This is a genomic window from Mycolicibacter senuensis (assembly GCF_002101885.1).
Lineage (GTDB): Bacteria > Actinomycetota > Actinomycetes > Mycobacteriales > Mycobacteriaceae > Mycobacterium > Mycobacterium senuense.
Map to the genome: position 1 here is coordinate 1 of NZ_LQPS01000033.1, position 25,071 is coordinate 25,071.

General features: G+C 67.8%; 24 protein-coding genes. 6 read left to right on the plus strand and 18 right to left on the minus strand.

Annotated features, from left to right (window positions below; genetic code table 11):
• The first annotated feature begins 187 nt into the window (after positions 1–187).
• A complete protein-coding gene (locus AWC24_RS09000) occupies positions 188–1,438 on the plus strand; it encodes an HNH endonuclease signature motif containing protein (RefSeq protein ID WP_085084091.1) in 1,251 nt (416 codons plus the stop codon).
• Positions 1,439–1,524: 86 nt separating this feature from the next.
• On the opposite strand, the gene AWC24_RS09005 is transcribed toward AWC24_RS09000, so the two are convergent.
• Genes AWC24_RS09005 through AWC24_RS09045 form a run of 9 tightly spaced genes read right to left on the minus strand, consistent with a single transcriptional unit; the run spans position 1,525 to position 11,453 of the window.
• A complete protein-coding gene (locus AWC24_RS09005) occupies positions 1,525–2,349 on the minus strand; it encodes an alpha/beta fold hydrolase (protein ID WP_085084093.1) in 825 nt (274 codons plus the stop codon).
• A 10-nt stretch (positions 2,350–2,359) separates the two neighbouring features.
• Positions 2,360–3,118, minus strand: coding sequence for an alpha/beta fold hydrolase (locus tag AWC24_RS09010; RefSeq protein WP_085084095.1), 759 nt, complete (start codon positions 3,116–3,118; stop codon positions 2,360–2,362).
• A gap of 18 nt (positions 3,119–3,136) precedes the next feature.
• Positions 3,137–4,126 (minus strand): cyclase family protein, encoded by a 990-nt coding sequence (locus AWC24_RS09015; RefSeq protein WP_085084097.1) that lies wholly within the window; start codon positions 4,124–4,126, stop codon positions 3,137–3,139.
• Entirely contained in the window at positions 4,114–4,950 is an 837-nt protein-coding gene (locus AWC24_RS09020; RefSeq protein ID WP_085084099.1) for a coniferyl-alcohol dehydrogenase, read from the minus strand. Before AWC24_RS09020 ends, AWC24_RS09015 begins: the two co-directional genes overlap by 13 nt.
• Positions 4,947–6,260, minus strand: coding sequence for an LLM class flavin-dependent oxidoreductase (locus AWC24_RS09025; RefSeq protein ID WP_085084101.1), 1,314 nt, complete (start codon positions 6,258–6,260; stop codon positions 4,947–4,949). Before AWC24_RS09025 ends, AWC24_RS09020 begins: the two co-directional genes overlap by 4 nt.
• Positions 6,257–8,002, minus strand: a complete 1,746-nt coding sequence (locus tag AWC24_RS09030; protein WP_085084103.1) for an FAD-binding protein — start codon at positions 8,000–8,002, stop codon at positions 6,257–6,259. Before AWC24_RS09030 ends, AWC24_RS09025 begins: the two co-directional genes overlap by 4 nt.
• On the minus strand, positions 7,999–8,949 hold the full coding sequence (locus AWC24_RS09035) for a 3-carboxyethylcatechol 2,3-dioxygenase (RefSeq protein WP_085084105.1): 951 nt from the start codon (positions 8,947–8,949) through the stop codon (positions 7,999–8,001). Before AWC24_RS09035 ends, AWC24_RS09030 begins: the two co-directional genes overlap by 4 nt.
• On the minus strand, positions 8,885–10,588 hold the full coding sequence (locus tag AWC24_RS09040; protein ID WP_085084107.1) for a bifunctional 3-(3-hydroxy-phenyl)propionate/3-hydroxycinnamic acid hydroxylase: 1,704 nt from the start codon (positions 10,586–10,588) through the stop codon (positions 8,885–8,887). Before AWC24_RS09040 ends, AWC24_RS09035 begins: the two co-directional genes overlap by 65 nt.
• A gap of 1 nt (position 10,589) precedes the next feature.
• Entirely contained in the window at positions 10,590–11,453 is an 864-nt protein-coding gene (locus AWC24_RS09045; protein WP_085084109.1) for an alpha/beta fold hydrolase, read from the minus strand.
• A 137-nt stretch (positions 11,454–11,590) separates the two neighbouring features.
• On the opposite strand from AWC24_RS09045, the gene AWC24_RS09050 reads away from it, so the two are divergent.
• From AWC24_RS09050 to AWC24_RS09070, 5 genes are all read left to right on the plus strand, one after another.
• Positions 11,591–12,292 carry an IclR family transcriptional regulator gene (locus AWC24_RS09050; RefSeq protein WP_085084342.1) on the plus strand — a complete coding sequence of 234 codons (702 nt, stop codon included), beginning with the start codon at positions 11,591–11,593 and terminating at the stop codon, positions 12,290–12,292.
• Between the two features lie 29 nt (positions 12,293–12,321).
• Complete coding sequence (locus AWC24_RS09055) at positions 12,322–13,962, plus strand: FAD-dependent oxidoreductase (protein WP_085084111.1); 1,641 nt, start codon at positions 12,322–12,324, stop codon at positions 13,960–13,962.
• Between the two features lie 97 nt (positions 13,963–14,059).
• Entirely contained in the window at positions 14,060–14,491 is a 432-nt protein-coding gene (locus tag AWC24_RS09060) for an Rv2576c family protein (protein ID WP_085084113.1), read from the plus strand.
• 96 nt (positions 14,492–14,587) lie between these two features.
• Positions 14,588–15,382: an Rv1363c family protein gene (locus tag AWC24_RS09065; RefSeq protein WP_085084115.1), complete on the plus strand. Its 795-nt coding sequence runs from the start codon at positions 14,588–14,590 to the stop codon at positions 15,380–15,382.
• Complete coding sequence (locus AWC24_RS09070; RefSeq protein WP_085084117.1) at positions 15,379–15,981, plus strand: twin-arginine translocation pathway signal; 603 nt, start codon at positions 15,379–15,381, stop codon at positions 15,979–15,981. Before AWC24_RS09065 ends, AWC24_RS09070 begins: the two co-directional genes overlap by 4 nt.
• Positions 15,982–15,984: 3 nt before the next feature.
• On the opposite strand, the gene AWC24_RS09075 is transcribed toward AWC24_RS09070, so the two are convergent.
• From AWC24_RS09075 to AWC24_RS09115, 9 genes are read right to left on the minus strand one after another with little or no spacing between them, the layout of a single operon-like run.
• Complete coding sequence (locus AWC24_RS09075) at positions 15,985–16,443, minus strand: hypothetical protein (protein WP_085084119.1); 459 nt, start codon at positions 16,441–16,443, stop codon at positions 15,985–15,987.
• 38 nt (positions 16,444–16,481) lie between these two features.
• Positions 16,482–16,901 (minus strand): hypothetical protein, encoded by a 420-nt coding sequence (locus tag AWC24_RS09080; RefSeq protein ID WP_085084121.1) that lies wholly within the window; start codon positions 16,899–16,901, stop codon positions 16,482–16,484.
• A 15-nt stretch (positions 16,902–16,916) separates the two neighbouring features.
• Positions 16,917–17,423: an Rv2253/PknI dimerization domain-containing protein gene (locus tag AWC24_RS09085; protein WP_085084123.1), complete on the minus strand. Its 507-nt coding sequence runs from the start codon at positions 17,421–17,423 to the stop codon at positions 16,917–16,919.
• Between the two features lie 17 nt (positions 17,424–17,440).
• A complete protein-coding gene (locus tag AWC24_RS09090) occupies positions 17,441–18,991 on the minus strand; it encodes an MCE family protein (protein WP_085084125.1) in 1,551 nt (516 codons plus the stop codon).
• Positions 18,992–20,155 carry an MCE family protein gene (locus AWC24_RS09095; RefSeq protein ID WP_085084127.1) on the minus strand — a complete coding sequence of 388 codons (1,164 nt, stop codon included), beginning with the start codon at positions 20,153–20,155 and terminating at the stop codon, positions 18,992–18,994.
• Complete coding sequence (locus AWC24_RS09100) at positions 20,152–21,600, minus strand: MCE family protein (RefSeq protein ID WP_085084129.1); 1,449 nt, start codon at positions 21,598–21,600, stop codon at positions 20,152–20,154. The genes AWC24_RS09095 and AWC24_RS09100 overlap by 4 nt, the downstream gene beginning before the upstream one ends.
• Positions 21,597–22,691, minus strand: a complete 1,095-nt coding sequence (locus AWC24_RS09105; protein WP_085084130.1) for an MCE family protein — start codon at positions 22,689–22,691, stop codon at positions 21,597–21,599. The genes AWC24_RS09100 and AWC24_RS09105 overlap by 4 nt, the downstream gene beginning before the upstream one ends.
• A 46-nt stretch (positions 22,692–22,737) precedes the next feature.
• Entirely contained in the window at positions 22,738–23,766 is a 1,029-nt protein-coding gene (locus tag AWC24_RS09110; RefSeq protein WP_085084132.1) for an MCE family protein, read from the minus strand.
• Positions 23,763–25,064 (minus strand): MCE family protein, encoded by a 1,302-nt coding sequence (locus AWC24_RS09115; protein WP_407663479.1) that lies wholly within the window; start codon positions 25,062–25,064, stop codon positions 23,763–23,765. Before AWC24_RS09115 ends, AWC24_RS09110 begins: the two co-directional genes overlap by 4 nt.
• Between the last annotated feature and the right edge of the window lie 7 nt (positions 25,065–25,071).

The following is a 25,071-nucleotide window of genomic DNA, read 5'->3' on the forward strand; positions in this document are numbered from 1 at the left end:
GGAATCACTTACAGATCCCTTCCTGACACCTCCGGAGGTGTTTGTGAAGGACTACCCCGATCTATATCAACCGCCGCCACGACAGGGCGTCCAGCAGTAGCCGGTCGGCCTGCGCGGGTTGTTCGATCTGCGGTCGGCGCCACCGTGATGCCCGAGGCTTGTCAGACCCGACTGCGATGATGACGTCATGTCCTCGACCGCAGCTGCTGACACCACGGAATTGGGTCCGTGCCAGCGTCTTGATGGGCTGTTCGAGGAGTTGGCGGAGTTGACCGGGCAGCGCAATGCCATCGACGGGCGCATTGTGGAGATCGTCGCAGAGATCGAGCGCGACAAGTTGTGGGGTAACACCGGGGCACGCTCAATCCCGGCACTGGTGGCCTGGAAGACCGGGGTGTCACCGAGTAATGCCCACACCATCGCGACGGTGGCGCACCGGCTCGCGGAACTTCCGCGCTGCGCACAGGGGATGCGGGACGGCCGGGTGTCACTGGACCAGATCGGGGTGATCGCCCAGCGCGGCGGCGACGGCTCCGATGAGCACTACGCACCGCTGGTCGGGGTCGCCACCGTCACCCAGCTGCGCACCGCGGTCAAACTCGAACCACGACCCGACCCCGATCCACAGCCCGAACCGCAGCGCTCCATCACCAAGACCAGCGACGAACACAGCAGCTGCTGGCGCATCACACTTCCGCACTGCGACGCGGCGAAATTCGACGCCGCCCTGCAATCCCACCTCGATGCCCTGATCACGCAGTGGAAACACGACCACGACGACCCCGGCCGGTCAGCAGAACACGCGCCCCCGTTGCCGACAACCGCCGATGCGTTCATGAACCTGATCGAAGCCGGCTGGGACAGCGAGGCCGCCCGCCGCCCCCACGCGCAGCACACTACCGTGGTGGTCCACCTCGACATCGAACAACGTGCTGCGGCACTGCACCTGGGCCCACTGCTGACCGACGCCGAACGCCAATACCTGACCTGCGACGCCACCTACGAGGCGTGGTTCGAGCGCAACGGCGAGCCCATCGGCGCCGGCCGCACCACCCGCGCCATCAGCCGCCGGCTGCGCCGCGCACTCGAGCACCGCGACCGGACCTGTGCAGTACCCGGTTGCGGGGCCACCCGCGGCCTGCACGCCCACCACATCCGGCACTGGGAAGACGGCGGGCAAACCGAGCTGGACAACCTGGTCCTGGTCTGCCCCTACCACCATCGGCTGCACCATCGCGGCATCATCACCATCACCGGGCCCGCCGACCGGCTCGTCATCACCGACAACACCGGCCGGCCTCTGAGCAACGCCGCACTAGCCCGCCCACCCAAGCAGCCCCCGCCCACCGTCGCACCCTGCCCCGGACCCACCGGCGAACGCGCCCAATGGTGGTGGTACCAACCATTCCAACCACAAGCACCACCAGCCACCAACTAGATCAGATATTTCGATCGCGTTTACCGATCGTGATCACAGCGAGCAAATCACCGGGGCGGCAACCAAACCCGCCTGACGGCGGCGGATCACCCGGCGCAGAATTCCAGCAGTAGCCGGTTGACCTGCTCGGCCTGCTCGAGCTGCGGGCAGTGGCCGGCGGCATCGACGACGGCGGCCCGCCCGGCGGGGATCTGCCCGGCGATCTGTGCCGCCCAGCCGGACGGCAGCAACTTGTCGCAGCCGCCCTCGACCACCAGCGCCGGCGCCGAGATACGTTCGTACGCACGGCTGCTCGATGCCGGTGGCGGCGGCTCGGCACCGGGCCGACGGAACCTGGCCGCCGCGATGGCCTCCCACGCCCCCGGCGCGGTGCTCGACTGGTACCGCCGCCGCACGTAGTCCTCGTCGGCCGGATAGGCCGGGTCGTGGAACAACGCCTCGACGATCCGGCGCATCGCGGGCATCGTCGCGTCATAGTCGTAGAGCGCAGCCATGTGCTCGTTCTGTTGGATCTCGCCGCCGCCGCAGATGGCGACCAGCCGGCGTACCGGCAACAGCGGCGCGTCCGAGGTGGCGTCGACCAACAGCATGATCGCGCCCATCGAATTGCCGACGAAATCCGCCGTTTCGACACCCAGCTGGGCGCAGAACCGCGCGACGTGGCGAATCCGCATCCCGCGGCCGTCGTTGAAGTCGATGACCTTGGCCGATTCGCCGAACCCGAGCAGGTCCGGCGCCAGCACCCGATGACGCTCGGCCAACGCGGGAATGGTGTGTTCCCAGCCGATTTCAGCGCCCGCACCGAACTCGCCGCCGTGCAGCAGGACCACCGCCGGGGCGGCCGGGGCGCCCGCCTCCAGGTAGGAAGTGATCAGGCCATCCACCAGGACGGTCTTGCGCTCAACCAGCAAAGTCAACTCCTCAGTCAGGGATCAGCGGGCCGACCGGCCGGGTCGTGGTGGCGTGCACCAGCAGTTCGGCCAGTTCGGCGGGGCGGCTCAGGAACGGCGAGTGCGAGGCGTCGATGGTCAACGGCTCGACGCCGAGGCGTCGACAGACCAGGTCAGCCAGCCATCGCGGATAGGCACGGTCCTGCTCGCAGCGAATGAAGCTGCGGCCGATATCGGCCGCCCAGAAGTCAGGAACCGATACCGGCGCCACCGTGGTTTCGCCGAACCGTTCCGGCCCGAGCCGTTCGAAGGCCCACCGCAGCGTCTCGTCATCGCAATCGTGGTAGAAGTACTGCCGCGCGCCGTCGATGCCGGCGAAGGTCATCGTGCCGTCGTCGGCGAAGTGCAGATGGCTCAGCATGTCAGCGGCCGCGGTGTCGAAGAACTCGGCGCCTTCGCTGCCCATCGTCATCGCATCGGTGTAGCTGCGGCCCTCTCGGGGCAGCGCGGCGGCCAGATAGACGATGTAGCGCACCAGGTCCGGTGCGCTGTCGGCACCCAGGGTGGCGTCGAAACCGCCTCCGGAGTGCCCCACCAGGACGTCCCCGGGCTGCAGCACCTGCGCGACGGCCTCCCGACGGTTGGCCAGGGTCGACTCCTCGTCGAGCCGGGCACCGTGTCCGGGTAGGTCGATGGCGATGGCGCTGTGACCGATCCGCTCCAGCTCGGCCATGGTGCGCTCCCAGCACCAAGCGGCGTGAAATCCGCCGTGTACGAATACGAATCGCATGATGGCCGTCTCGCCCGCCTACTTGATCGCGATCGGGTTCACCGGCGACCCGACCCCGCCGGTCACCCGCAGCGGCGGCGCCACCAGTTGGAACTCGTAGACGCCGTCCGCGGCGCAATCTGCGGCGAGTGCGCCGAGGTCCCAGTACTCCCCGAGCATCAACCCCATGTCGCGCAAGCACAGCATGTGCATGGGCAAGAAGGTTCCCTCGACACCGGAGACCGGGTTCTCGACCATCAGGTTGTCGGCCGCCACCGCGGCGACGTCGTGCTGGTGCAGCCAGGTAGCGCACCGCCAGTCCAGTCCGGCACCCGGTTCGGCGCCGTCACCGGTCTGTGAAAACCGTTGCCACCAGCCGGTTCGGACCAGGACGATGTCGCCGGGCTCGATCGTGACCTGCTGGGCCCGGGCGATGTCGTCGAGTTCGTCCGGGGTGATCGGGGTGCCGAGTTCCAGGAACGTCTCCGCGCCGCGGTGAGCGACCGCATCGAGCAGCACGCCGCGGGAGGTGATGCCCTTGCCGTCGACCTTGTCGATACCGCAGTGGTAGGCGCCCAGGCTGGTCACCGAGCCGGCCGGGAAGCCGTTGTAGAGCCGGTCGTCGTAGTAGACGTGGGACAATGCATCCCACTGGGTGGCGGCCTGCAGCGGCATGACGATCATGTCGTCGTTGAACCGGAAGGGATTGTCGACGAAGAACTCGCTCAGCTGCTGGGCCACCACGTTGCGCTGCCACTCCGGGCCGTACTGCGCCAGCGTGTGCACGTCACCGCCGTCGACGGTCATCACGTGAATCGGGTTGTGGCGGAACTGGAACGCGCCCTGCGGGCCAGACGAGCCGAAGTCGACCCCGAGCGGGAAGACCTTGCCGTGCCGTACCAGCGCGGCCGCGGCGGCCACCTTCTCCGGCGTGATGAGGTTCAGCGTGCCCAGTTCGTCGTCGTCACCCCAGCGCCCCCAGTTGCGCACCGCCTCCCCGACCCGGCGGAACTCGCTCAAGCCGGCCATGCACACGGCCCGTCCGGAAGCGTTGCCGCGATGCGGCTGCCGAGGTTGCCGCCGTCGACCCAGAGCACCTGTCCGGTGATGTAACCGGCGGCCGGACCGTTCAGGAACACCAGTGGTGCGGCCTGTTCGGCTGTGCTGGCGACCCGTCCCAATGGTTTGGGGATGTCATCGAGATAGCGCTGACCGTAGCTGCTGCGCAACTGATCGAGGATCGGGGTTTCGGTGACCCCGGGCGCGGTGCAGTTGATCCGGATACCGCGCTGCGCCAGCCGATCGGCGTGGATCATGCCGTAGAGGATGATCGCTTCCTTGGACAGCCGGTAGCCGCCGTCGGCGAGCGCCTCGGGATGGGCGCGGCACCACTGCAATCCGGCGGCCACGTCGCCGGTATGCAGCAGGCCGGATGTGGCCGTTGCGTTCTCCCGGTAGGCCGCGGCGGCCAGCGAGGAGACATTGGCGATCGCCGATCCGGCCGTCATCGCCGGCAGCACCGCCTCGGTGAGGTGACGCATGCCCAGAAAGTTGATCGTGACCACCCGCTCGGGATCCCCGATGCCCGACGACACCCCGGCGACGTTGAACAGTGCATCGACTTCTCCGGCCGCTCGGATCGCCTGCGCCGCCTGATCGATGGACACCGGATCACTCAGGTCCAGTCGATGGAAGTCGTCGAGCGCGCCGGCGGGCTCGGCCAGGTCCAGACCGGTGATGTGGGCGCCGAGCTCACCTAGCTGGGCGACCAGCTCCGCGCCGATACCCGACGCGCAGCCGGTGACCACCGTCCGTCGGCCGTCGTATCGCCAAAGCCCGGCGGGTGCGGTCATTGTTGCCCGCGGTCCCGCTCTTCTTTGGCGAGCTGCGCAGCCTGCACCCGGCCCTCGTTCATCTCGGCCATGGCCTCGGGGATTTCGGTCGCGGTGAACTTACCACCGCGGCCGGTCGGCAGCCCGCCGAACGAGTAGGACTCGTCGAACTGCGGCGCGGTCGACGCCGAACGGCGAGCCTCCAGTTTCTCCAGCACCGGCGCGAGCCTCTTGGCCTTGTCGGCGACCGCCTTCTCGTCGCGTTCGATGAACTCGGGCAGCACCTCCTTGCCCATCAGCTCGATGGCCTCCATCGTGGCCTCGTGGCTGCGCGGGTTGAGCAGCAGGATGAGCTCGTCGACGCCGCTCTCCTCGTAGCCGCGCAGGAACTCCCGCGTGGTCGCCGGGCTTCCGATCGCACCGCGACCCGGCCCGTAGGCCAGCGTCGGATCCTTCTCGACCTCTTCGAGGTAGCGCTCCCACACCCGGGTGCGGCCCGGAGTGTGCTCGCCGGTCATGTAGTAGTGCATGATCCCGAACGAGAAGAACCCGCCGCCGACTCCGAGCCGCTGCAGCGCCTGCTCGTCGCTGGGTGCCACCATCATCGACAGGTCACCGCCGATCGCCAGGATATTCGGGTTCACCTGCGGGGTGACCGGGACGCCGTTCTCCTCGAGCTCCTTGTAGTACCCGTTGACCCGCTCGGCCAGCGGTCCCGGGCCGGTGTAGGCGAAACTCAGTGCGCCGATGCATTTCTGGGCGGCCATCTGCACCGAGGCGGGCCGCGTGCAGGCCACCCAGACCGGCGGGTGCGGCTTCTGCATCGGCTTGGGGATCACGTTACGGGCCGGCATCTGCACGTGCTGGCCGTCGAAGCCGGTGAACGGCTCCTCGGTCATACAACGGATCGAGACCTCCAGCGCCTCCTCCCACTGGGCGCGTTTGTCGGCCGGGTCGATGCCGAATCCGCCGAGCTCGGCGATCGAGGATCCTTCACCGGTGCCGAACTCGACGCGGCCGCCCGACAGCAGGTCCAGCGTGGCGATCCGTTCTGCCACCCGGGCGGGGTGGTTGACCACCGGGGGCAGGTGCATGATCCCGAACCCGAGCCTGATGTTCTTCGTCCGCTGGCTGGCGGCGGCCAGGAACATCTCCGGCGCGGTGGCGTGGCAGTACTCCTCCAGGAAGTGATGCTCGGTGAGCCACACCGTGGAAAACCCGGCCTTATCGGCGGCTTCCACCTCGTCGAGCCCATCCTGGAAGAGAATGTGCTCGTCGTCGTCGGACCACGGCCGGGGCAGTGCGAATTCGTAGAACAGTGAGATCTTCACGGGTTACCTCCTTGGAGTTTGGTTGCAGACTGTGAGCCGAGAGGTCGGCGATCAGCGTGGATATGTTGGGCGGCAACGTAGCCGAACGTCATCGCCGGTCCGATGGTCGCTCCGGCACCGGCGTAGCTGCGGCCCATCACCGGAGCCGAGGTGTTGCCCACCGCGTACAGGCCGGCGATCACCGATTCGTCGGCGCGCAGCACCCGGGCGTGCTCATCGGTGCGCAGGCCGCCCGAGGTGCCCAGGTCCCCCAGGATGATCTGGAACGCGTAGTAGGGCGGCTTGCCGAGCGGGTACAGGTTGGGGTTGGGCAGCGTCGGGTCGCCGTAGTAGTTGTCGTAGGCGCTGTCGCCGCGGTTGAAGTCGTCGTCGTGGCCGGATCGCGCCAGCTCGTTGAACCGCTGCGCGGTACGCTCCAGCCGGTCGGGCGGGACGCCGATCGCGGTGGCCAACTCGCCGAACGACTTGGCGGCCTTGACCACTCCCGAGTCCAGCCAGGCCTGCGGGATCTTGCGCCCGGTCGGGACCGGGGCGCCCGGGATCTTCGGGATCGGCAGGTGCCCGGCGACGACATAGCGGTGGAAGGACCGCTGGTCGGTGATCAGCCAACACGGGATGTGGGTGACGCCGGAGCGCTGCCCGTCGATCATGGCGTGCGCGAAATCCATGTAGGGCGCGGCCTCGTTGATGAAGCGCTGCCCGTCGCCGTTGACGATGAATTGCGACGGCATCATGCGTTCGTTGAGCATGAACTGCAGTCGGCCGTCCGGCCAGCAGATGGCCGGGAACCACCAGGCCTCGTCCAGCAGTTCGGTGGCCGCCCCGACGCGCTCCCCGGCCCGGATCCCGTCGCCGGTGGCCAGTGGATTGCCGAAACTCCAGTCGTGTTCCAGCACCGGCTGGTACTCCTTGCGCCACGCCATGTCGTGGTCGAAGCCGCCGCTGGCCAGGATGACGCCGTGGCGCGCCGAAATGCGCTGCGGCCGGCCGTCCCGTTCGACCACGGCTCCGGTGACCGCGCCGGAGGCGTCGGTGATCAGCTCGATCATCGGGGTGTCGAGCCAGAGCGGGATGTCGCGTTCGACCATCGCCAGCCGCAGCCGGGCTGCCAGGGACTGACCGATCGCGGCCATCCGGTCCCCGAATACCCGGGCGCGGAACATCCGCCACAGCAGCTTGAGCAGCACCGCCTTGCCGCGCCACGACTGCCGCACCTGGTAGAACAGCCGAAGATCCTTGGGGCCGAACCAGATTCCCTTGGGCGCCAACGCCAGCGGGGCCAGCAGATGCTGCTCCTGTTCGCCCAGCCTGCGCAGGTCGATCTCGGGCACGTTGATGGTGCTGCCCAGCACCGAGCCCCCGGGCAGTTCCGGATAGTAGTCGGCGTAGCCGGGCTTCCAGATGAACTCGAGCCAGGGGCTGGTCTGCTCCAGGAACGCCATCATCTCCGGCGCGGCGTTGACGTATTGCCGCAGCCGCGCTTCGCTGACCAGACCGCCGGTGATCTCGCGCAGATAGCCGACGACGCCCTCGGGGTCGGGGGCGTAGCCCTCCCGGCGTTGCGCCGGCGCCCCGGGCACCCAGATACCGCCGCCGGACAGCGCGGTCGATCCGCCGAAGTACTGCGACTTCTCCACCACCAGGGTGTCCAGCCCACGGGCGTCGGCGGCCAGCGCGGCGGTCATCCCGCCCCCGCCGGAGCCGATGATCAGCACGTCGACGAAGTGGTCGTTCTCAGTCACGGGCCCACCTCCACCGGTTGCGCGGTGCGGACGGCGAATCCGGCGATCAGCTCCGGGGACGGCCGGTAGTAGTGGTTGGCCGTGCGGTAAGGCCCCTGCGCCGCCAACGCACCGAAAGCAGCTGCCCAGGTGCGGATCTCGTGCGCCGATCCACCTCCGGCCTCGGTGATGTAGGCATTCGACCAGTCCGCCAGGTCGTCGAGCCGGCCGCTGTCGAGGATCGACAGGAACCGTTGATCGAATTCCGGGTTCAGCGGCGCGAGGTCACCGGTTCCCGCGGCGAAGTCGCGGGCCGCCGCCATGACCGTGTCCTGGCGGGCCATCCGCTGCTCGGCGCTCATCGGGGTGCCGTGCAGAATCCGGTCGCGAGTGACTGGTGGCGCGGTCGCCAGGGTCGGGATCGGCGGATCGTGCGACAGCCCGCCGGATCCCAGGATCAGCACCCGAAGGTCCAGGGTGGCCAGGTAGGCGCCGACCGCAGCGCCGAGGGCGCGAGCGCGATGTAGCGGCCCCAGCGGTGCGGCGACGGCGTTGATGAAGATCGGGATCACCGGGCATGCCGTGGCGTCACCGAGCAACCGCTCCAGCGGCTGCACCATTGCGTGATCGACATCCATGTGAGCCGAGACGGCCACATCCACACCGTGTTCCAGCACCGCGGCCGCACATTCGCCGGCGAGGCCGGCGGCGACGTTCAACGGGCCGGCGTAGGTGCCGTAGTCGCCGACACCGTGCGCGGCGGTGCCGATGCAGAACGGCGGCATCAGTCGCAGGAAGAACCCGTTGTAGTGGTCCGGCGCGAACACCACCGTCAGCTGCGGGTCGAAGTCGGCGACGAACGCCGCCGCGTCGTCGACGGCGGCCTCGATGTCGGCCATCAACTCAGGTGGTGGTCCCGGCAGATTCAGCAGCGGGCTGTGGGACATGCAGCACAGGGCCAGTGGCATCGGCGGTGTCACCCCCTACGGTCAGCGTCAGGACGTCGAAGAGCCGGGCGCTCACCTCGGTGGCGCGCTGGGCGATGCAGGCCGCGGCGATGCAGCGGTCGGGGCGCAGGAACACCACCGACTCGGTGTGCCGGTCGAACCAGGCCTTCAGCTCGCCGGTCCGGTCACCGACGATGCTGACGTCCGGATCATCGAGCTGGCCGGGCGGAGTCCAGTGCAGCTGAGTCAGCGGCCGGATGGCGATGAAGCCGGCTCCCAACGCCTTCCACCGCGCGAAGGCCTCCTCCCCGAGCAGGGCGCGGGGATTGTTGTTCCAGGCCAGCACCGCGAACCCGGTGCCGATCACGTCGTCGAGAAGCAGACCCGTCCCGGTGCGGGTGTCCACCCGGGGCTGAATGAACAAGGTCCCGGCCGGCGAGTCGGCACGCTGCGGCTGGTCGTGAACGACCGCACCGTGGTCATAGCGCGGCATCGGCTTGAACCGCATCTCCAGCACGTAGCGTTTGAGCGTCGGCACCGCTGAGGCGGCCCGGATCAGCCGGTCGCGCGCCGCGGCGACCCGTCGGTTGGTCGGGGAGATCACCCGGCCCACCATCGTGGACAGGTCGATCATGGCGCGGGCATGCTTGCGCCGTTCGGCGTCGTAGCTGTCCAACAGGCCCGGTTCCGCCTGCCCGCGCACCACCGCGGCCAGTTTCCAGCCCAGGTTCATCGCGTCGCGGATTCCGCTGTTGTACCCCTGCCCCTGCCAGACCGGCATCAGGTGTGCGGCGTCGCCGGCCAACAGCATCCGGCCGCGGCGGAATGCGCCGGCGATCCGGGAGTGGTGGGTGTAGACCCGGTGGCGGATCACGTCGACATCGTGCGGATGCGGTAGAAACGGCGCCAGCATCGCCGCGACGAATTCGGGGTCTTCGGCCTGCTCGTCGGTTTCGTCGGCGTGGATCATGAATTCGAAGCGCCGGATGCCGTGCGCGATCGAGATGGAAGCGTAGGGCCGTGCGGGGTCGGCCCCGACCTCGCTGTTGGGATGACCCAGCGGATCGTTGGCGAGATCGATGACCAGCCAGCGGGTGGACGAGGTGGTGCCATCGAAGGACACCCCCATCAGCCGGCGGGTGGCGCTGCGGCCACCGTCGCAACCGACAACGTAGCGGGCGGTCACCTCGGTCGGCTCGCTGCCGCCCAGCTGCACCCTGACTCCGTCGGTCTGTTCGGTGCAGCCGGTCATCGGGTGTCCCCACAGCACCCGGACGTGGTCGAAGCGTTCCAGCCCGCGGAGCAGTTCGGCGTCGACCAGTGGTTGAACGAAGCCGTTGCGCTTGGGCCAGCCGAAACACGCGTCGGCGGGCGCCATCTCGGCCAGCAGCCGCCGTTTGCCGTCGAAGAACCGCAGGATCTGGTTCGGCACGGTGTGCGGCAGGACGGCATCCACCAGCCCGATCGCCTGGAACGTGCGCAGCGATTCGTCGTCGAGCCCGACCCCCCGGGGATAGTCGATGAGTGTGGCGCGGTCCTCGACCACCAGGGTCCGGACCCCTCGCAGGCCGAGGATGTTCGCCAGCGTGAGGCCCACGGGCCCGGCGCCGACGATCACCACGTCGACGTCGTCGTCGGCTGCCCTCGTTTCAGCGGTCACGCTAACGCCCCAGCAGGAATTCCAGGTGGAGGCGGTTGAAGGTCGCGGGATCTTCGTACTGCGGCCAGTGGCCGCAGCCCGGCATCAGCTCGAACCGGGCACCGGGGATCATCGAGGCGATCCGCTTACCCTCCTCAACGTCGGCCGTCGGGTCGTCACTGGTCCAGACCACCAGCGTCGGCGCCGTGATCTTGCCGTAGTCACCGGGCCCCAGCAGATTGCGGGCGCGGATCTCGGGATCCTGCAGCGCCATGATGTCGCGCATCGCGTCGATGAACCCGGGCAGTCGGTAGATCCGCTGTCGGCTGGCCACGATGTCGTCGTAGCCCTTGGACTTGTCGGCCATCAGCCACTTGATGCGGGCCTGCACCGTCTCCCAGTCGGGGTTCTCCACCGCCGCCATCGACAACGTGATGATCCGCTTCATCACCTCGGGATCGGCCTGCGAGCCCCCCGCGGTGTTGAGCACCAGGCGCTGCACGCGGTCCGGGTGATCGATGGCGGCGCGCGCCGCCACCCAACCGCCGAGTGATTCACCGCTGATGCTGGCCTGCCCGGCGCCGATGGCGTCCAGCACCGCGGTCAGGTGCGCCACGTAGTGGGGGATCTCCAGCGGATGACCGGGTTTGTCGGTGTAGCCGTGACCCAGCATGTCGATGGACCAGGTCCAGAAGTGCTCCGCGTGCGCGGCCAGATTGCGGACATAGGCTTCGGCGTGGCCGCCGGAACCGTGCAGCAGCACCAGCACCGGCTTGCTCGGGTCGCCCGCCCGAAGGTAGCGGGTGCGCACCCCACCCGCATCGAGATACCCCTGCTCGAACGCAACGCCCTGAAGATCACTCCAGATGCTCTCGAACTCCGGCACCGGCCACCTCTCCCTGCGCTGTCGCGGAAATACCATTCTCATTTTCCGATATCAGAACGTGCTTTTATCGCACATGGATGTACGTTATATTGAAGAGCATCACTCTCAGATGAGTGGATGTCAAGGAGGCCGAGCTGATGACCAGGCGGAAGCCCGCCGGCGCCGTCGACGCCGCCCCGGGGTCGCAGACCCTGGCCCGGGGACTGGCCGCATTGCAGGCGGTGGCCACCACGCCCGACGGGCTGACCATCCAGCAGGTCGCCGACCGGATCGGCGTCCACCGGACCATCGCCTATCGGCTGCTGAACACGCTGACGAGTCACCGATTGGTGGCCAAGGGCGAAGACGGCCGGTTCCGCTCGGCAGCGGCCTTGGCCGTCCTCGGCGCGTCGTTCGACAACAACGTTCGCCAGCTGAGCCTGCCGACGCTGCGCGCGCTCGCCGACGAACTCGGCACCACGGTGTCGCTACTGGTGGCCGAGGGTGACCAACAAGTGGCCGTCGCCGTCATCGTGCCGACCCAGGTCGGCTATCAGTTGGCGTTTCACGAGGGCAGTCGCCACCCGCTGAGCCTCGGCGCCGCCGGAATCGCGCTGTCGGCCGCCATGCCGCGGCGCCCCGACGAGCGCGACATCGTCCCACAGACCCGCGAGCGCGGCTGGGTGGTCACCCACGGCGAGATCGAGCCCGGAACGTTCGGGCTGGCGGTTCCGGTCCGTCGCCGCCCTCCCGCGCCGCCCACCTGCATCAACCTGATCTCACATCGCGAGGACGTCGTGTTGCGCGGTCGGGATGCCGTGCTGGCGGCGGCCGACAAACTGTCTGAGATCCTCAGCTGAAACCCGCTGTGCCCGAAAGGAAAACGTCATTGACAGTCGGTGATTGGGACGACGAGATCGACGTAGTGGTGCTGGGCACCGGCGGAGCCGGGCTCACCGCCGCGCTCACCGCAGCGGTCAACGGCGCCTCGGTCGCCGTCTACGAGAAGTCCGCGACCGTGGGAGGAACCACCGCCGTCTCCGGTGGTATCGCCTGGATTCCCGCGCATACCCGGGCTCCCGGCTTGACCGTCGAGGCCGCCCTGGACTACCTGCGGGCGCAGTCGTTCGGTGCGATGGACGACGAGCTGGTCTCGACGTTCGTGCGCACCGGCCAGGAGATGGTCGACTTCGTCGAAGCGCACAGCGACGTCCGCTTCGAGGTCGCGGCCGGCTTCCCCGATTACAAGCCGGAGCTGCCCGGCGGACGTCCGTCCGGTGGCCGCTCACTGAGCCCACTGCCCTACGACATCTCCCGGCTGGGTTCCTGGCACGACCGGATCACCGCGTTCCCGGCCGACTACAGCAACGTCGGATTCGACGCCGAGACCCGCGCCCGGCTGCACGCCGACATAGACAACACAGCGGACACCGCTGCGGGCAATCTGTGCGTGGCCGGCACCGCTTTGATCGCCGGGCTGCTCAAGGGGCTACTGGACGCCGGGGTGGCGCCGGCGACGGGCTGTCGTGGCGTCGAGCTCATCGGCGATCACGGCGACAGCGGTAGGGGCGGTGTGGCCGGCGTCCGCGTCGACGCCGGCGGCACGTCTCGGCGGGTGCGCGCCCGCCGCGGCGTCATCCTGGCCAACGGCGGCTTCGAATGGGACACCACCCTGGTGGAGGCCTTCCTGCGGGGGCCGATGCGGGGCGCGGTGTCACCGCCGCACAACACCGGCGACGCGCTGCGCATGGCGATGGCGCTCGGCGCCGACCTGGCCAACATGGGCGAGGCGTGGTGGGTTCCGATCGTCCGAATTCCCGGCGACACCATCGACGGCCAACAGCGCAGCCGCAGCGTGCGACTGGAGCGCACCCGGCCGCGCAGCATCATCGTCAACCGGTCCGGGCGGCGGTTTGTCAACGAGGCGTGTGACTACAACTCGATGGCCGGCGCATTTCACTACCTGGCGCCGCGCGGCGGCTACGTCAACGATCCGGCGTGGATCGTCTTCGACGCCGAGCATCTGCGCCGGTACGGATTCCTCGGCGTCGCCCCCGGCGGCACGGCACCGGAGTGGTTCTGCGAGTCGCCCGACCTGGCAGCCCTGGCCGGCAAGACCGGCATCGACCCGGACGGTCTGGCTCAGACCGTGGCGTCCTGGAACCGCGGCGTGGCCGCCGGCACCGATCCCGAGTTCGGGCGCGGCGCCAGCGCCTACGACGGGTACTGGGGCGACGACCAGGCGGACACCCCGGCCGGCCGCACGCTGGGTCCGCTCGACACCGGGCCGTACTACGCCGTGCCGCTGTCGGTGGGAGCGATGGGCACCAAGGGCGGTCCGCGTACCGACGCCGACGGTCGGGTGCTGCACGTCACCGGACAACCGATCCCCGGCCTGTTCGCCGCGGGCAATGCGATGGCCGGGGTGACCGGGCGGGCCTACGGGGGCGCCGGCGGCACCATCGGACCGGCGATGGTCTTCGGCTTCCGTGCCGGACGCGCGGCGGCCACCGGTGATTCGAGCGTCTGACGAGCCGCACAATCGCCCGCCGCCACCGAACTGGAAATGCTATTCTTCTGCACAAAGAATTTGAGTCTTTGGCAGGTGAACGCACCCGGAGGTGCCCGTGACAACCAGGAAGTTCTCGGCGTCGCCCCTGGTTCTAGGCCTGGCGTTTACCGGTGTGCTTGCCACCGCGGCGCCGGCAGCCGCCGACGACTCCGCACCACACCGGGTGCGCTACTTGGTCAGTGCGACCGAAACCGCCCAGGCGAACGTCTACTACCGTGAAGCTCAGCCGCCCAACTTCGGCGAATACAGCCACAACCCATACCAGTACAGCCCGCGTGCGGACGTCACAATCGGGCCGAACCAGCCCTGGATCTTCGAGACCACCCTGGCCGACCCGCAGGACTGGGCGATGGTGGTGGTGTCGTTGCCCGGGATGCATCCCCAACTCGCCTCACCCGGGTTCGTCTGCGAACTGCGCATCGACGACGTCGTCGTCGCCACCGACGCCGGCACCAAGGGGGCGCTCTGCTCGCTCCGCACCTGGTGAGAGACCTGGTGCTACCGTTTCGGAGCGGGCTTGCGAGGGTGCTTGGCCTTGTGGGGGACCCTGCCGGAGCTGGGTGGACAACGGACAGGAGGGCATATGCCGTCGCGTGATCCGGCGAAACCGGCCGGTGGTGGAAAGCATGCCGCCAAGCGCACCTCAAAAGATGCGCTGACGCTGGCAGAAGCCGAGGCGAAGGCCGCCGAGGCTGCAGCGGAGTTGGCCCGCGCCCGCGCGGAGCTGCTCAAGGCGCAGCAGGGCTCCGAGTCGGAATCCGCCCAAGCGGTCGACCTGGAAACCGCACCGGACGTCAAGCCTGCGGGAATCGAAGCCGATGATCTGGCGCCGGGTGCCGGCGAAGCTGCCGTCGATGAACCGGCTGAACAGCCGCGCAAGTTCATCGGCATCCGCAGACAACTGGGCTGGGTGGCGGCGACGCTGGCCGTACTCGCCATCGGCGGTTTCCTCGCCGTTGATGTGCTGATGCTGTCCCACCATCGCGACGTTGCCCTACGCCAACATCAATTGGGCGAGTACGCCGCGGCCGCCCGCCAGGGCGTGGTCACGCTGATGTCACTGAACTACGAGACAGTCGACGACGACGTCAACGCGATTCTGGAAAACTCCACCGGTGAGTTCAAGAAGGATTTCGAAGCCCACGCCGGCGACTTCGCCAAGGTGGCCCGCGAGTCCAAAACCGTCACCTCGGTTGACACGGTGGTCTCCGGCGTGGAATCGATTTCGGACAACGAGGCGGTGGTGCTGGTCGCGGCCACCACCAAGGTCACCAATGTCGCCGGAGCGAAAGAGGAACCGCGCAGCTGGCGTCTGACCGTACACCTGGCCCGCGAGGGCGATCAGGTCAAGATGTCGAAGGTGGACTTCGCGGCATGAGCGAACCCGACGAGGACGACGTGACACTCGAGGCGGCCGTCGACAAGTCCGTGACCGTTGAAGCCGACGAGGCCTCGGAGCCTGCCGAGGAATCCCAAGCCGGCCCGACGGTCTCAACCGCGCGCTGGATCGCGGCCACGCTGGGGGGGCTGCTGTTGGCGTCGGCGGGGCTGGCCGGCTGGCTGTACTTCGGGGTGCTGCGGGCCGATCAGCAACTCGGTCCCGCGGCCGAGCAGGCCGTGATGGCCGCTGCCGCCGACGGCGCGGTCGCCGTATTGACCTACGCGCCGAAGACGATGGAGCAGGATTTCGCCGCCGCCGAGAGCCACCTCACCGGTGACTTCCTCTCGCATTACACCGATTTCACCCAGAAGGTCGTCACCCCGGCGGTCAAAGAGAAGGAAGTGCAGACGATCGCCGCCGTGGTTCGCAAAGGCATCGTGTCGTTGCGGCCCGGCTCCGCCGAAGTGCTGATCTATCTCAACCAGACCACGATCAGCAAGACGAACCCCGACGGCTCCTACTCGATGAGCAGCGTCAAGGTCGGCTTGGAGAAGCACGGCGGCCGGTGGCTGATCTCCTCGTTCGATCCGGTGTAACCGCTACATCCGGACCAGCGCGAACGTCCAGGTGTTCACTCCCGCGGGACCGTTCATACAGCCCACGTCGAAATGGGATTCGACGACGCCGGCCAACGTGTTGGCATCCCAGGTGTAGGTGTCACGGGTCGGCATGGAGGGCCCGAACGGACAGTTCAGGCCGTTGGGGTAATCCGAGGTGAACGAGTACTGCCCGTTCACCAGCCGGGCGGTGCCGCCGTAGTATCCGCGGCCGAAGAAATGCGGCCGGTCGATCGCGCTGATCTGAACGCACCCGGCCGGCAGGTCATCGAATTTGCCGATCGTCTCGCACGGGTAGGCCGCCCACACCCAGGATGCGTCGGTCCATCGGTTGCTCAGCACGTCATAGTTGCCGTAGCGCATATCGGCCGCGGCGGGCGGCGCCACGGCCGTGGCAACCGCGAGCGCGCCGAGCGCTGCACCGACAGTGGTTCGCATCATGGGCCGAACTCCCTCGACTTGCCAGGACTGGTGTACCGCTACAGGTCTCCGCGACGCCACAACGACTCGCCATCGGCGACACAGGTCAAAAACAGCCCGTCGGGTGCCTGCGCCACCTCGCCGGAGTACTCGTCGCACTTGCTGTTCTCCTCCTTGACGCCGTGCATCTCCGGAGAGCGGAACCAGCGCGGCTCGTAGCGGCGCGGCGACGCGCAGTACACCAGCCTGCCCGGCAGTGTCGACGGCCCGGCAACAGCGGACCCGAAGACGAAGTAGGTGGTGTTAGAGCACGGCGCACCCAGCACAACATTCGGCGCGATTCCGGGTGTGCACGCCGGGACGTCGCACATCGGCACGTACGGGTCGGCACCCGCCGGCGCCGGGGGCGTCACAGCGGCGACCGTGCCCGCGGCAAGTACCGCCGCGACAAGCGCTTTCGTCATGTGAGTGGTCTGCATGGTCTTCCCTCCCGCCTAGAGCCGCTGCACGCTCAGCGGCATGAGGATCACCGTGGGCTGGTTGCGTCCGCACGCACCCGAGACGCCGATCGTCCGGTCGTAGCCGACCAGTAGGTCGATATTGCGTTTGTCGTACTGGCCGTTGAGGTCGCCGCCCTGGAACTGGTAGCGCTGCCGGCCCGGCGAGGTGGTGCCATCCGGGCAGGTCTGCCAGTTCTCGTGGAAGCGGTCGACGATCCACCGCGAGGTGCGGAATTCCAGCGGCGCGGTCCAGCCCTGGTCGCTGCTGACCTGGCCGGTACAGAAGTGCGCGTTCTCGCAACTGGAGCTGAACGTCCACACCGATGAGACGGTGGCCTCGTTCATGAATACCTCGTTGGTCTTGGCCCAGTCCCCCTTCGAGATGACCCGGTAGGGGCCATTGAGCTCGAAGCCCAGGGCGGCCTGCGCGGGCGGCGCCGGGGCGGACGCCACGACAAGGCCGAAAGCCGCTGCGGCGACGGTCAACTCAAGTGCGCGCATGTTTTGTCCTCCTTCGGCTAGGACGGCATCAGGTCGGTCCACGTCTTGGGACTCGATCCGGGCACCAGGTTCGTCTGCTGCTCGTAGCGCCCGTCGGGTGTCATGTATTTGCCCGTGTTCGGGTCGTAGGGCAGCACCGCGACCGATGGTCCCGGGCCGGCGTTCGCCGAGGGAGCCGCACCCGGTGCTTCCGGGGGCGGCGCCGGCACCACCGGCCGAGGGGAATCCGGCGACGTGCCAGACGGGGTGGCCCACGGCGGCAGCGGTGTGCCTCCGGTCGGGGCGAAGATCCGGTCGTTGAAATCGACCCGGTCATCGACCGGGATGCCCTGCTTGACCAGGTTCGGGTCGAACGGCATGGGGCCGGTGAGATGCTGGCGCATCGCGATGGGCACGAACCCCTTCGGGTCATCGCAGAGCTCGACCGTGGGCGCGCGCTTGCCCGGATGCTCGATACACGGGAAGTTGCGGGCGCCACGCACCGACACCGGTGAGTCCTGCGGCAGTTTGCAGTACAGGCCGTCGGGGGTGTCGATCGTGGTGGTGTCGGCCGGCGAGCGCCAGGATGACGGCGGCAGAAACCCGACGGTGCACGGGTTGGGGTCACCGAAGGTCAGGGTGAAGTCGCCCTGCGGCAGACCGGTCGGGTTGTTCTTGGGCAGCCCGAACGACTGTTGGGCGGCAATGTATCCGGGCAGCAGCACCATCAACTGCTCCAGCGACGGGTTGTAGACCATCAACACCTGCCCGAGGGTGTTCAGGTTCGCCAGCAGAATCGGCAGGGTGGGTTTGAGGTCCTGCATCAGGCCCGATACTTCGTCGGCGAATCCGGGGCCGCGCTGCAGGATGGCGCGCAACTGCGGGTCGTTGACCGCGACCTGTTCGGAGATCCCGGCCACGCTGCGCGCCCAGGTCCGGATCGCATCGGTGCTTTTCTCCTGGGAGTCCAACAGCGGCGCAGCGTCATCGACCAGCTTGCGTACCTTGTCCGAGACCCGGTTGGCGTCACCGCTGATGGTGGTCGCCGAATCCAGCAGTGATTGGAAGTCGTAGCCGGCCCCGTCGAAGGCCTGGAAGGTCTCGTCGAGCAGGCCACTGAGCCGGTCCTTGGGGATACTGTCGACCAGGGCACTGACCTGATCGAGCATCGGCCCGACCTGTTGGGGCACTTGCGTGTCGGACGCCGCGATCACCGAACCGTTCTGCAGGTAGGGACCACCGTCGCTGCGCGGCAGCAGGTCGACATACTGCTCACCGATCGCCGACACGCTGCGCACCGCGGCCACCAGGTCGGCCGGGATCTTCGGCGATCGATCCAGCGACAGCGTGGCACGCACACCGTTGCCGGTCAGCGCGACGTCGGTGACCGTGCCGATCTGCACCCCGTTGTAGGTGACATTGGAGAATCGGTACAGCCCGCCGGTCTCCGGCAGGTCCAGCTTGACCGTGACCCGGCCGATCCCGAGCAGGGTCGGCACCTGCATGTAGCCAAAGAGCATGGCTCCGACGCCGATCACCGAGGCCACCAGGAACAGGATCAGTTGGATCCGCACAAAGCGTGTCAGCATCTAACCACCGCCTTCCGAGCCGAGCGCGCCCGGCGGTAAGCCTTGGCTCGACGACCGCAGAATCGGCTCTTGCAGCGGGTCGTAAGAATAGTTCAGATACCACGGGTCACCGGGCGCCGGAACGAGTTTCGCGTCTTCGTCGCCCCACTGGGTGCCGGCGAACAGCGCCCGCTTGAGCCGCGGTTTGGTGAGGTCGAAGACGGCGAACAGGTTCAGGAAGTCGCCCCGCACTGCGCGCTCGATCGCATTGGGGCCGTAGGGGAACGCGGAGGCGTAGGCCACTGCCGAGTTGAGCTCCGGGCCGATATCGGCCAGCGAACGCAACGCCGGTTCGATGTGGATGAGGTCGGAGACCAGTTGGTGCCCGGAGTCGTTGACCAGGCCGGCCGACAGGTCGCCGAACTGGCCGAGTTTGGTCATCGCGGTGACGAACTTGGGGCGCTCCTTGATCAAGACGTCGATGGCCGGCGGAATCTTGTCCAGCGCACGGTGGATGGTGTCGCGCTGTCCGGCGAAAGTCGTGGCCGTCCGGTTCATCTCACCGATGGCCTCGACGATGTTGTTCCGCTGCCGGTCCAGCGCACCGGTGAAGTTGTCCAGCCGGACGATCAGATCGCGAATGTCGGCTTCCCGTCCCGCCATGGACGCGCTGAAGTTGTGGATGATGTCACCGATCTGGCCGAGCCCGCCCCCGTTGACGATTACCGCCAGCGACGACAAGGTCTGCTCGGTGGACGGATAGGTCGACGAGTCGCTCAACGGGATGGTGGATCCGGAGGTCAGCCGCCCCGTCGGCTGCTGTCCGATCGGCGGATTGAGCGCCAGGTGCATCGAACCGAGCAGGCTGGTCTGCCCGACCGTCGCGACGGCATTGGCCGGGACCTCGACGCCGGGGTTGACCGCGATGTCGACGTTGGCATGCCAGTTGCTGACGGTCATCTTGCCGACGCTGCCGATCACCACGTCGGAGAGCAGCACCGGCGAATTCGATTCCAATGTCCCGACATTGGCCAGCTGCACGGTGAAATGCTGCGCCCCGGAACCGCGGCCCTGAACACCGGGCAGCGCCACCGAGTTCAGCCCGCCGAAGGCGCAGCCGGTCGTGGTGACGGCGACCAAAGCCGCGACCGCCGCGCCGCGCCGCAGGGAACGAAGACCGATCATGGCGTGGGCCCCCCTTCCGCGGGCAACGGACCGGGCGGCGGCCCGGGCGGCGGCGGACCGCCCGGCAGCAGCATCCCGTCGAACGTGGTCGGGCTCGGCAGCGGCACTCCAGGGTTCAGTGGCGGTGTCGCCGCGGCCGGCAGTCCGTCGGGCGCAAGGGAACCGCGCGGTTGCAACGGATCCGTCCATCCCGGCGGGGGTGGGACGTCGCCATGCAATCCGGTGTAGGCCGAGATCGACGGCTCTTGTTCCGGCAGGCTTCCCGGGTGCTCGGCGTGCGGCATCAACGCCGGATCGGTGTAGATCAACTTCTCCGGGCTGGCCGCCTTGGTCAGATACGGAGATATCGGCAACGGCATCCCGTTGAAATTCAGCAGCCGCATGGCCGGCCCGAGGTACCCCTCGCACAGCTTGCCGGTCTCCGTCGACGTCACGTTTCCGATCGCGCCGGTCATCGTGCAGATCGCCTGAACCGGGTTGCTGAAGTTGGCGAACGCAAACGAACCCACCGGGGTCCCGCTGGTCACGTTGTACATGTTGAGCGTGTTGGCGATCGCATTCGGGGTGATATGCAGAATATTGCGGATCGCGTTCTTCGAATCGGCCAGCGTCTGACTGACATTGGCCACGCCCCGCAGCGCCTCGGCGGTTTCGGCGCGGCTCCCCGCCACGAAATCCCGCACGGTGTCGATCGCGCCCGCGAAGTCGGTAAGAGCGGCATCCAGGTTGGATCGGCTGTCGTTGACCACACTCGTCAACGTGGCGAGCCGCGACTCGAACACCACGATCTGCTGATCGCTGTCACGCAGCGCCGTCATGAACGTCTGTAGGCCCGAGATGATGTCGACGATGTTGCCGCTGCCCTCGGCGAAGATCCGGGCCACGCCGGAGAGTTGCGCCAACGTCTCGCGCAGCTTGGCGCCGTTGCCGTCCATCGCATTGGCCGCGCTGTCGATGAAGCGCGACGCCGACGTTCCCGAAACACCGCTGCGCGGGCCCAGTTCCGCGGCAAGCCGGTTCAACTGGGTCTTGACCTCATCCCACTCGACCGGGACCGCGGTGTGCTCGCGCGGGATCACCGCGCCATCAGCGAGGGTCGGCCCATCGCCGCGGTGGTAGGCGGGGGTCAGTTGGACGAACCGCGCCGCTACCAGGTTGGGCGCGACGATGACCGCTTTGGCCGCAGCCGGGATCGGTACCTTGTGGTCGACGCGCAGGGTGAGCTTGGCCTGCGTGCCCTGCGGTTCGATGCGGTCGATGGTGCCGACCTTCACCCCGGCGACCCGGACCTCGTCACCGGGATAGATGGCGGTTGCGGTGGAGAAGTACGCGGTGATCCGAGTCGGTTTCAGGACGGTCTGACGAACCAGGATGCCGGCGCCCGCCAGCAGCAGCAGCGCCGCCAGGGCGACAGCCGCGATCCGCAGTGGTTTACGAGTCTTCATCGGGGCGGCAGGTCTCCTGGTTGCGGAATCCCATTGATCGGGAACGGCAGTTCGGCACGCGGCCCGGCATTGTCCGGCGGCTGTCCGGCGTCGACGCCGCGCCGGAAGCCGAAGATGTAATCGAGGAACGGCTGAAGCAGCTGCGGCAGGAACAGGTTCGGCACATAGGCGCTGTAGTAGGCCCCGTTGGAAACCGTCTCACCTTGGGTGAGTTCGTATTTCGCCAGGCCGGGCAGCGCCTTGGCCAGGTTGTCCCGGTTCTTCTCCAGGATCTTGTTCAGCTCGATGATCTTCGCCAGCGTCGGTTTGAGCTGGTCGTTGTTCTGGGCGACCAATTCGGACAGCTGCCGCGAGATCGCCGACGTGCTGGCCAGCAGGTTGACGATCGCCTGCCGGCGGGTGTTGAGCACGTCGACGAGACTGTCGGCGTCCAGGATCAGCGAGTTGATCTGCTGGCTGCGTTCGGAGAGCACACCGGTGAGCTCGGCGGCCGATTTCAGCAGGTCGGCAAGGCCCTCATTGCGGCTGTTCACCGCGCGGGACAGCCGGCTCAGGCCGTCGAACGTCGGCCCCAACTGGGGAGCGATCTGGTCGATGGTGTCCGAAAGGGTGTCCAGCGACCGGTTCAGCGACTCGGTGTCGGTGCCGCCGGTATTGGAGGTCAGTTCACCGACCACATCGACCAATGAGTACGGCGACGATGTGCGGGTGAGCGGGATGACCTCGAGCGGGCGCAGCTTGCCGCTGCCCGCCGGCTCCACCGTCAGCACCCGCTCGCCGAGCAACGACCCGGTGCGGATATGCGCGGTGGTCTGCGAGCCCAGCGGGTACTTGCCGGCCAAGGTGAACGTCACCAGGGCGTCGCCGTTGTCGAGTGCGACATCGGTGACCGAGCCGACCTTGATCCCCGACAGCGTGACGTCGGCACCGGCGCTCAGGCCGCCGGCTTCGGCGAACTTGGCCTGGTAACGCACGCAGGTGGCCCACTGGATCAACTGCTCGGGCTGCAGTCCGATCGCGACGACGAAGGCTACGACCACAATGCCGATCAGGCCCATCCTGCTCAGCTGGCTGCCGCGGTATTTCAGCATCGGCGGGCCCCCCGCCGTAGGGGCGCGGCACCGGGCAGCACGGCGCTCAGTCGGTGTCGCTGCATCGGCCCTCCTCCGCTTTGATCCAGGGGAACACCGCCGTGCGGCCCTGGGTGTCGCTGACCCGGATCTGCACAGCGCAGAGGTAGTACTGGATGAACCCGCCGTAGGCGCCGAGGCGGATGGCCTTGCGGTAGTTCTCCGGCGCCTTCTGCAAGGACATATCCAGGCCGGCCAGGTCCGCGTTGATGGCGGTGGTCAACCGATCGACCTGAGTGATGGTGTTGGTCAACGGATCGCGCGCGTTGCCGAGCAGATCGGCCAGTGATGCGGTGCCGCGGTCCAGGGCCGTCACCGCGGTCCCGATCGGGTCGCGGTCGGCCGCCAAGCCGGCGACCAGTTTGTTGAGTCGATCGATCGCCCCGGAAAACCGCTTGTCGCCGTTGGACAGGGTGGCCAGCGTGGTGCGCAGTTGGTCGATCAGGGACTCGATCACCTGGTTGTTGTCGGCCAGCGAGCTCGAGAACGACGACGTCCGAGACATCAGGGAGTCGATGGTGCCGCCTTGGCCCTGCATGATCTGGATCAGCGAGGCGGTGAGCGAGTTGACGTCCTGCGGATTCAGCCCGCGGATCACCGGCTTGAGGCCGTTGAGCAACAGGTCCAGATCCAGTGCCGGCGCGGTCCGCTCCAGTGGGATCTCCGAGCCCACCGGCAACAGCCGGGTGGAGCCCGGCCCGTCCGTCAGTTCCAGGTAGCGGTCGCCGACCAGATTCAAGTAGCGCACCGAGGCCTGCGTCCCGGTGGTGAGCGAAATATTGCGGTCGGCCTGGAATTTCACCAGCACCGTGCCGTCTTTGCGGAGCGATACGCCTCCCACCGTGCCGACGCGGACGCCGGCCACCCGCACGCTGTCCCCGGATTTCAGCCGGGAGGCGTCGGAGAACACCGCCTGGTAGCCCACCGTCGGACCGGTGCGGACCTCGGCGAAGATGGCGAACAGAAATATCGTCGCCAACACCATCACCGCGGCGTAGATGCCGAACTTGACCAGGGGTCCCAACGAGCGCGTCATCCCGGCATCCCCACCTGGGCGCTGTTGCGCGGCGGCCCGCCGATCGGTCCGAACAGCGCCTGCTTGAGACCGTCGGAGTTGAGCAGGATGCCCTGGTTGCCGTATTCGTACGGGTTGGCTCCGGTGTCGGCGATCAGCGCCGGCACCCGGTATTCGGGCGGCACGTCGGGCAGGCCCAGTTCCGTGCAGTAGGAGCGGTCGGAGCGGGCCGCCACCTTCGGCAGGTGGTCGGGGTAGCGGTAGCGCTCCTTGGCCAACGTGAAGCTGGCCGTGATGATGATGCCGGGCACATGGAACGGCGTGGACTTGGCGAAGGGCACCAAGCCGCCGATCGAACAGCCGAGTTCCTCGTGATATTTGTCCAGCAGCTCAGCGGTCGGCTCCAGCACGTGCGTCAGGTCGGTCAGGGCCTGCCGGTTCTCGCCCAGCACCTCGTTGCCGGTATTGGCCAGCCCGATGGCACTGAGCAGGAAGGTGTCCAAGCTGTTGCGCTCGGCCACGATGCTCTCGCTCATGGTGCTGGTGGCGTTGAGGGCAGCGGTGAGGTCCGGTGCCGCGTCGGCGTACGACCGGAACACCGGCGGCATCGTGGCGGCCTCGTGCTCCAGCGTGCTCAGGCTGGGCTCGATCTCGGCCAGCAGCTTGTCGAAGTCGGTGAGCGCCTGCCCGATCTTCTGCCCGCGCCCGTTGAACGCCGTCGAGACCGCGCTCAGCGTTTCGTTCAGCTTCTTCGGGTCGATCTTGTCCAAGACCCTAACCAGCTGCTGGAACACCGTGTTGATCTCGACGGTGACGTGTTCGCCCGCCAGCACCTGACCGGCGTGCAGTCTGGTCGCCTCCGGATCCGGCGGCGCCACCAACTCGACGGACTTGGCCCCGAACACCGTCGTGGAAGCGATCCGGGCGGTGACGTTCGCCGGAATCAACCGCAGTTGGTCGGGTTGCATCTCCAGCCGCAGCACCGCGGTGCCGTCCGGTCGAGGATCGATGGCCCCGACCTTGCCGACCTGGACCCCGCGCAGCTTGACCTTGGCGTCGGGATACATCACCAGACCGGCCCGCTGCGACAGCACCGTGACCGGCACCGTGCGGGTGAAGCTGTCCCGGAACAGCGCGATCGGCAGCCCGACGAGGGCCGCGATCGTCAGGATCGTCAGCAGCCCGATCATCGGCCGCACATAGGTCGGCGGCTCTCGCCGCTGGCCGGTGGGCCGATGCCGCCCTGCGGCAGCCCCCCGTTGGGTCTGCTCGTCGCGTTCCCGGTCCATCGGTGGATCTGCGGTCGCCCCGAGAACCATTACCGCA

What these genes read in the sequence shown, in the direction of transcription:
- AWC24_RS09020 (WP_085084099.1), bottom strand. Translation starts at nt 4,950, where the DNA reads ATGACCGCACCCGCCGGGCTTTGGCGATACGACGGCCGACGGACGGTG.
- AWC24_RS09000 (WP_085084091.1), top strand. Translation starts at nt 188, where the DNA reads ATGTCCTCGACCGCAGCTGCTGACACCACGGAATTGGGTCCGTGCCAG.
- AWC24_RS09105 (WP_085084130.1), bottom strand. Translation starts at nt 22,691, where the DNA reads ATGCTGAAATACCGCGGCAGCCAGCTGAGCAGGATGGGCCTGATCGGC.
- AWC24_RS09100 (WP_085084129.1), bottom strand. Translation starts at nt 21,600, where the DNA reads ATGAAGACTCGTAAACCACTGCGGATCGCGGCTGTCGCCCTGGCGGCG.
- AWC24_RS09110 (WP_085084132.1), bottom strand. Translation starts at nt 23,766, where the DNA reads ATGACGCGCTCGTTGGGACCCCTGGTCAAGTTCGGCATCTACGCCGCG.
- AWC24_RS09070 (WP_085084117.1), top strand. Translation starts at nt 15,379, where the DNA reads ATGAGCGAACCCGACGAGGACGACGTGACACTCGAGGCGGCCGTCGAC.
- AWC24_RS09010 (WP_085084095.1), bottom strand. Translation starts at nt 3,118, where the DNA reads ATGCGATTCGTATTCGTACACGGCGGATTTCACGCCGCTTGGTGCTGG.
- AWC24_RS09065 (WP_085084115.1), top strand. Translation starts at nt 14,588, where the DNA reads ATGCCGTCGCGTGATCCGGCGAAACCGGCCGGTGGTGGAAAGCATGCC.
- AWC24_RS09085 (WP_085084123.1), bottom strand. Translation starts at nt 17,423, where the DNA reads ATGCGCGCACTTGAGTTGACCGTCGCCGCAGCGGCTTTCGGCCTTGTC.
- AWC24_RS09090 (WP_085084125.1), bottom strand. Translation starts at nt 18,991, where the DNA reads ATGCTGACACGCTTTGTGCGGATCCAACTGATCCTGTTCCTGGTGGCC.
- AWC24_RS09035 (WP_085084105.1), bottom strand. Translation starts at nt 8,949, where the DNA reads ATGCCACTGGCCCTGTGCTGCATGTCCCACAGCCCGCTGCTGAATCTG.
- AWC24_RS09075 (WP_085084119.1), bottom strand. Translation starts at nt 16,443, where the DNA reads ATGATGCGAACCACTGTCGGTGCAGCGCTCGGCGCGCTCGCGGTTGCC.
- AWC24_RS09015 (WP_085084097.1), bottom strand. Translation starts at nt 4,126, where the DNA reads ATGGCCGGCTTGAGCGAGTTCCGCCGGGTCGGGGAGGCGGTGCGCAAC.
- AWC24_RS09050 (WP_085084342.1), top strand. Translation starts at nt 11,591, where the DNA reads ATGACCAGGCGGAAGCCCGCCGGCGCCGTCGACGCCGCCCCGGGGTCG.
- AWC24_RS09095 (WP_085084127.1), bottom strand. Translation starts at nt 20,155, where the DNA reads ATGATCGGTCTTCGTTCCCTGCGGCGCGGCGCGGCGGTCGCGGCTTTG.
- AWC24_RS09080 (WP_085084121.1), bottom strand. Translation starts at nt 16,901, where the DNA reads ATGCAGACCACTCACATGACGAAAGCGCTTGTCGCGGCGGTACTTGCC.
- AWC24_RS09115 (WP_407663479.1), bottom strand. Translation starts at nt 25,064, where the DNA reads ATGGTTCTCGGGGCGACCGCAGATCCACCGATGGACCGGGAACGCGAC.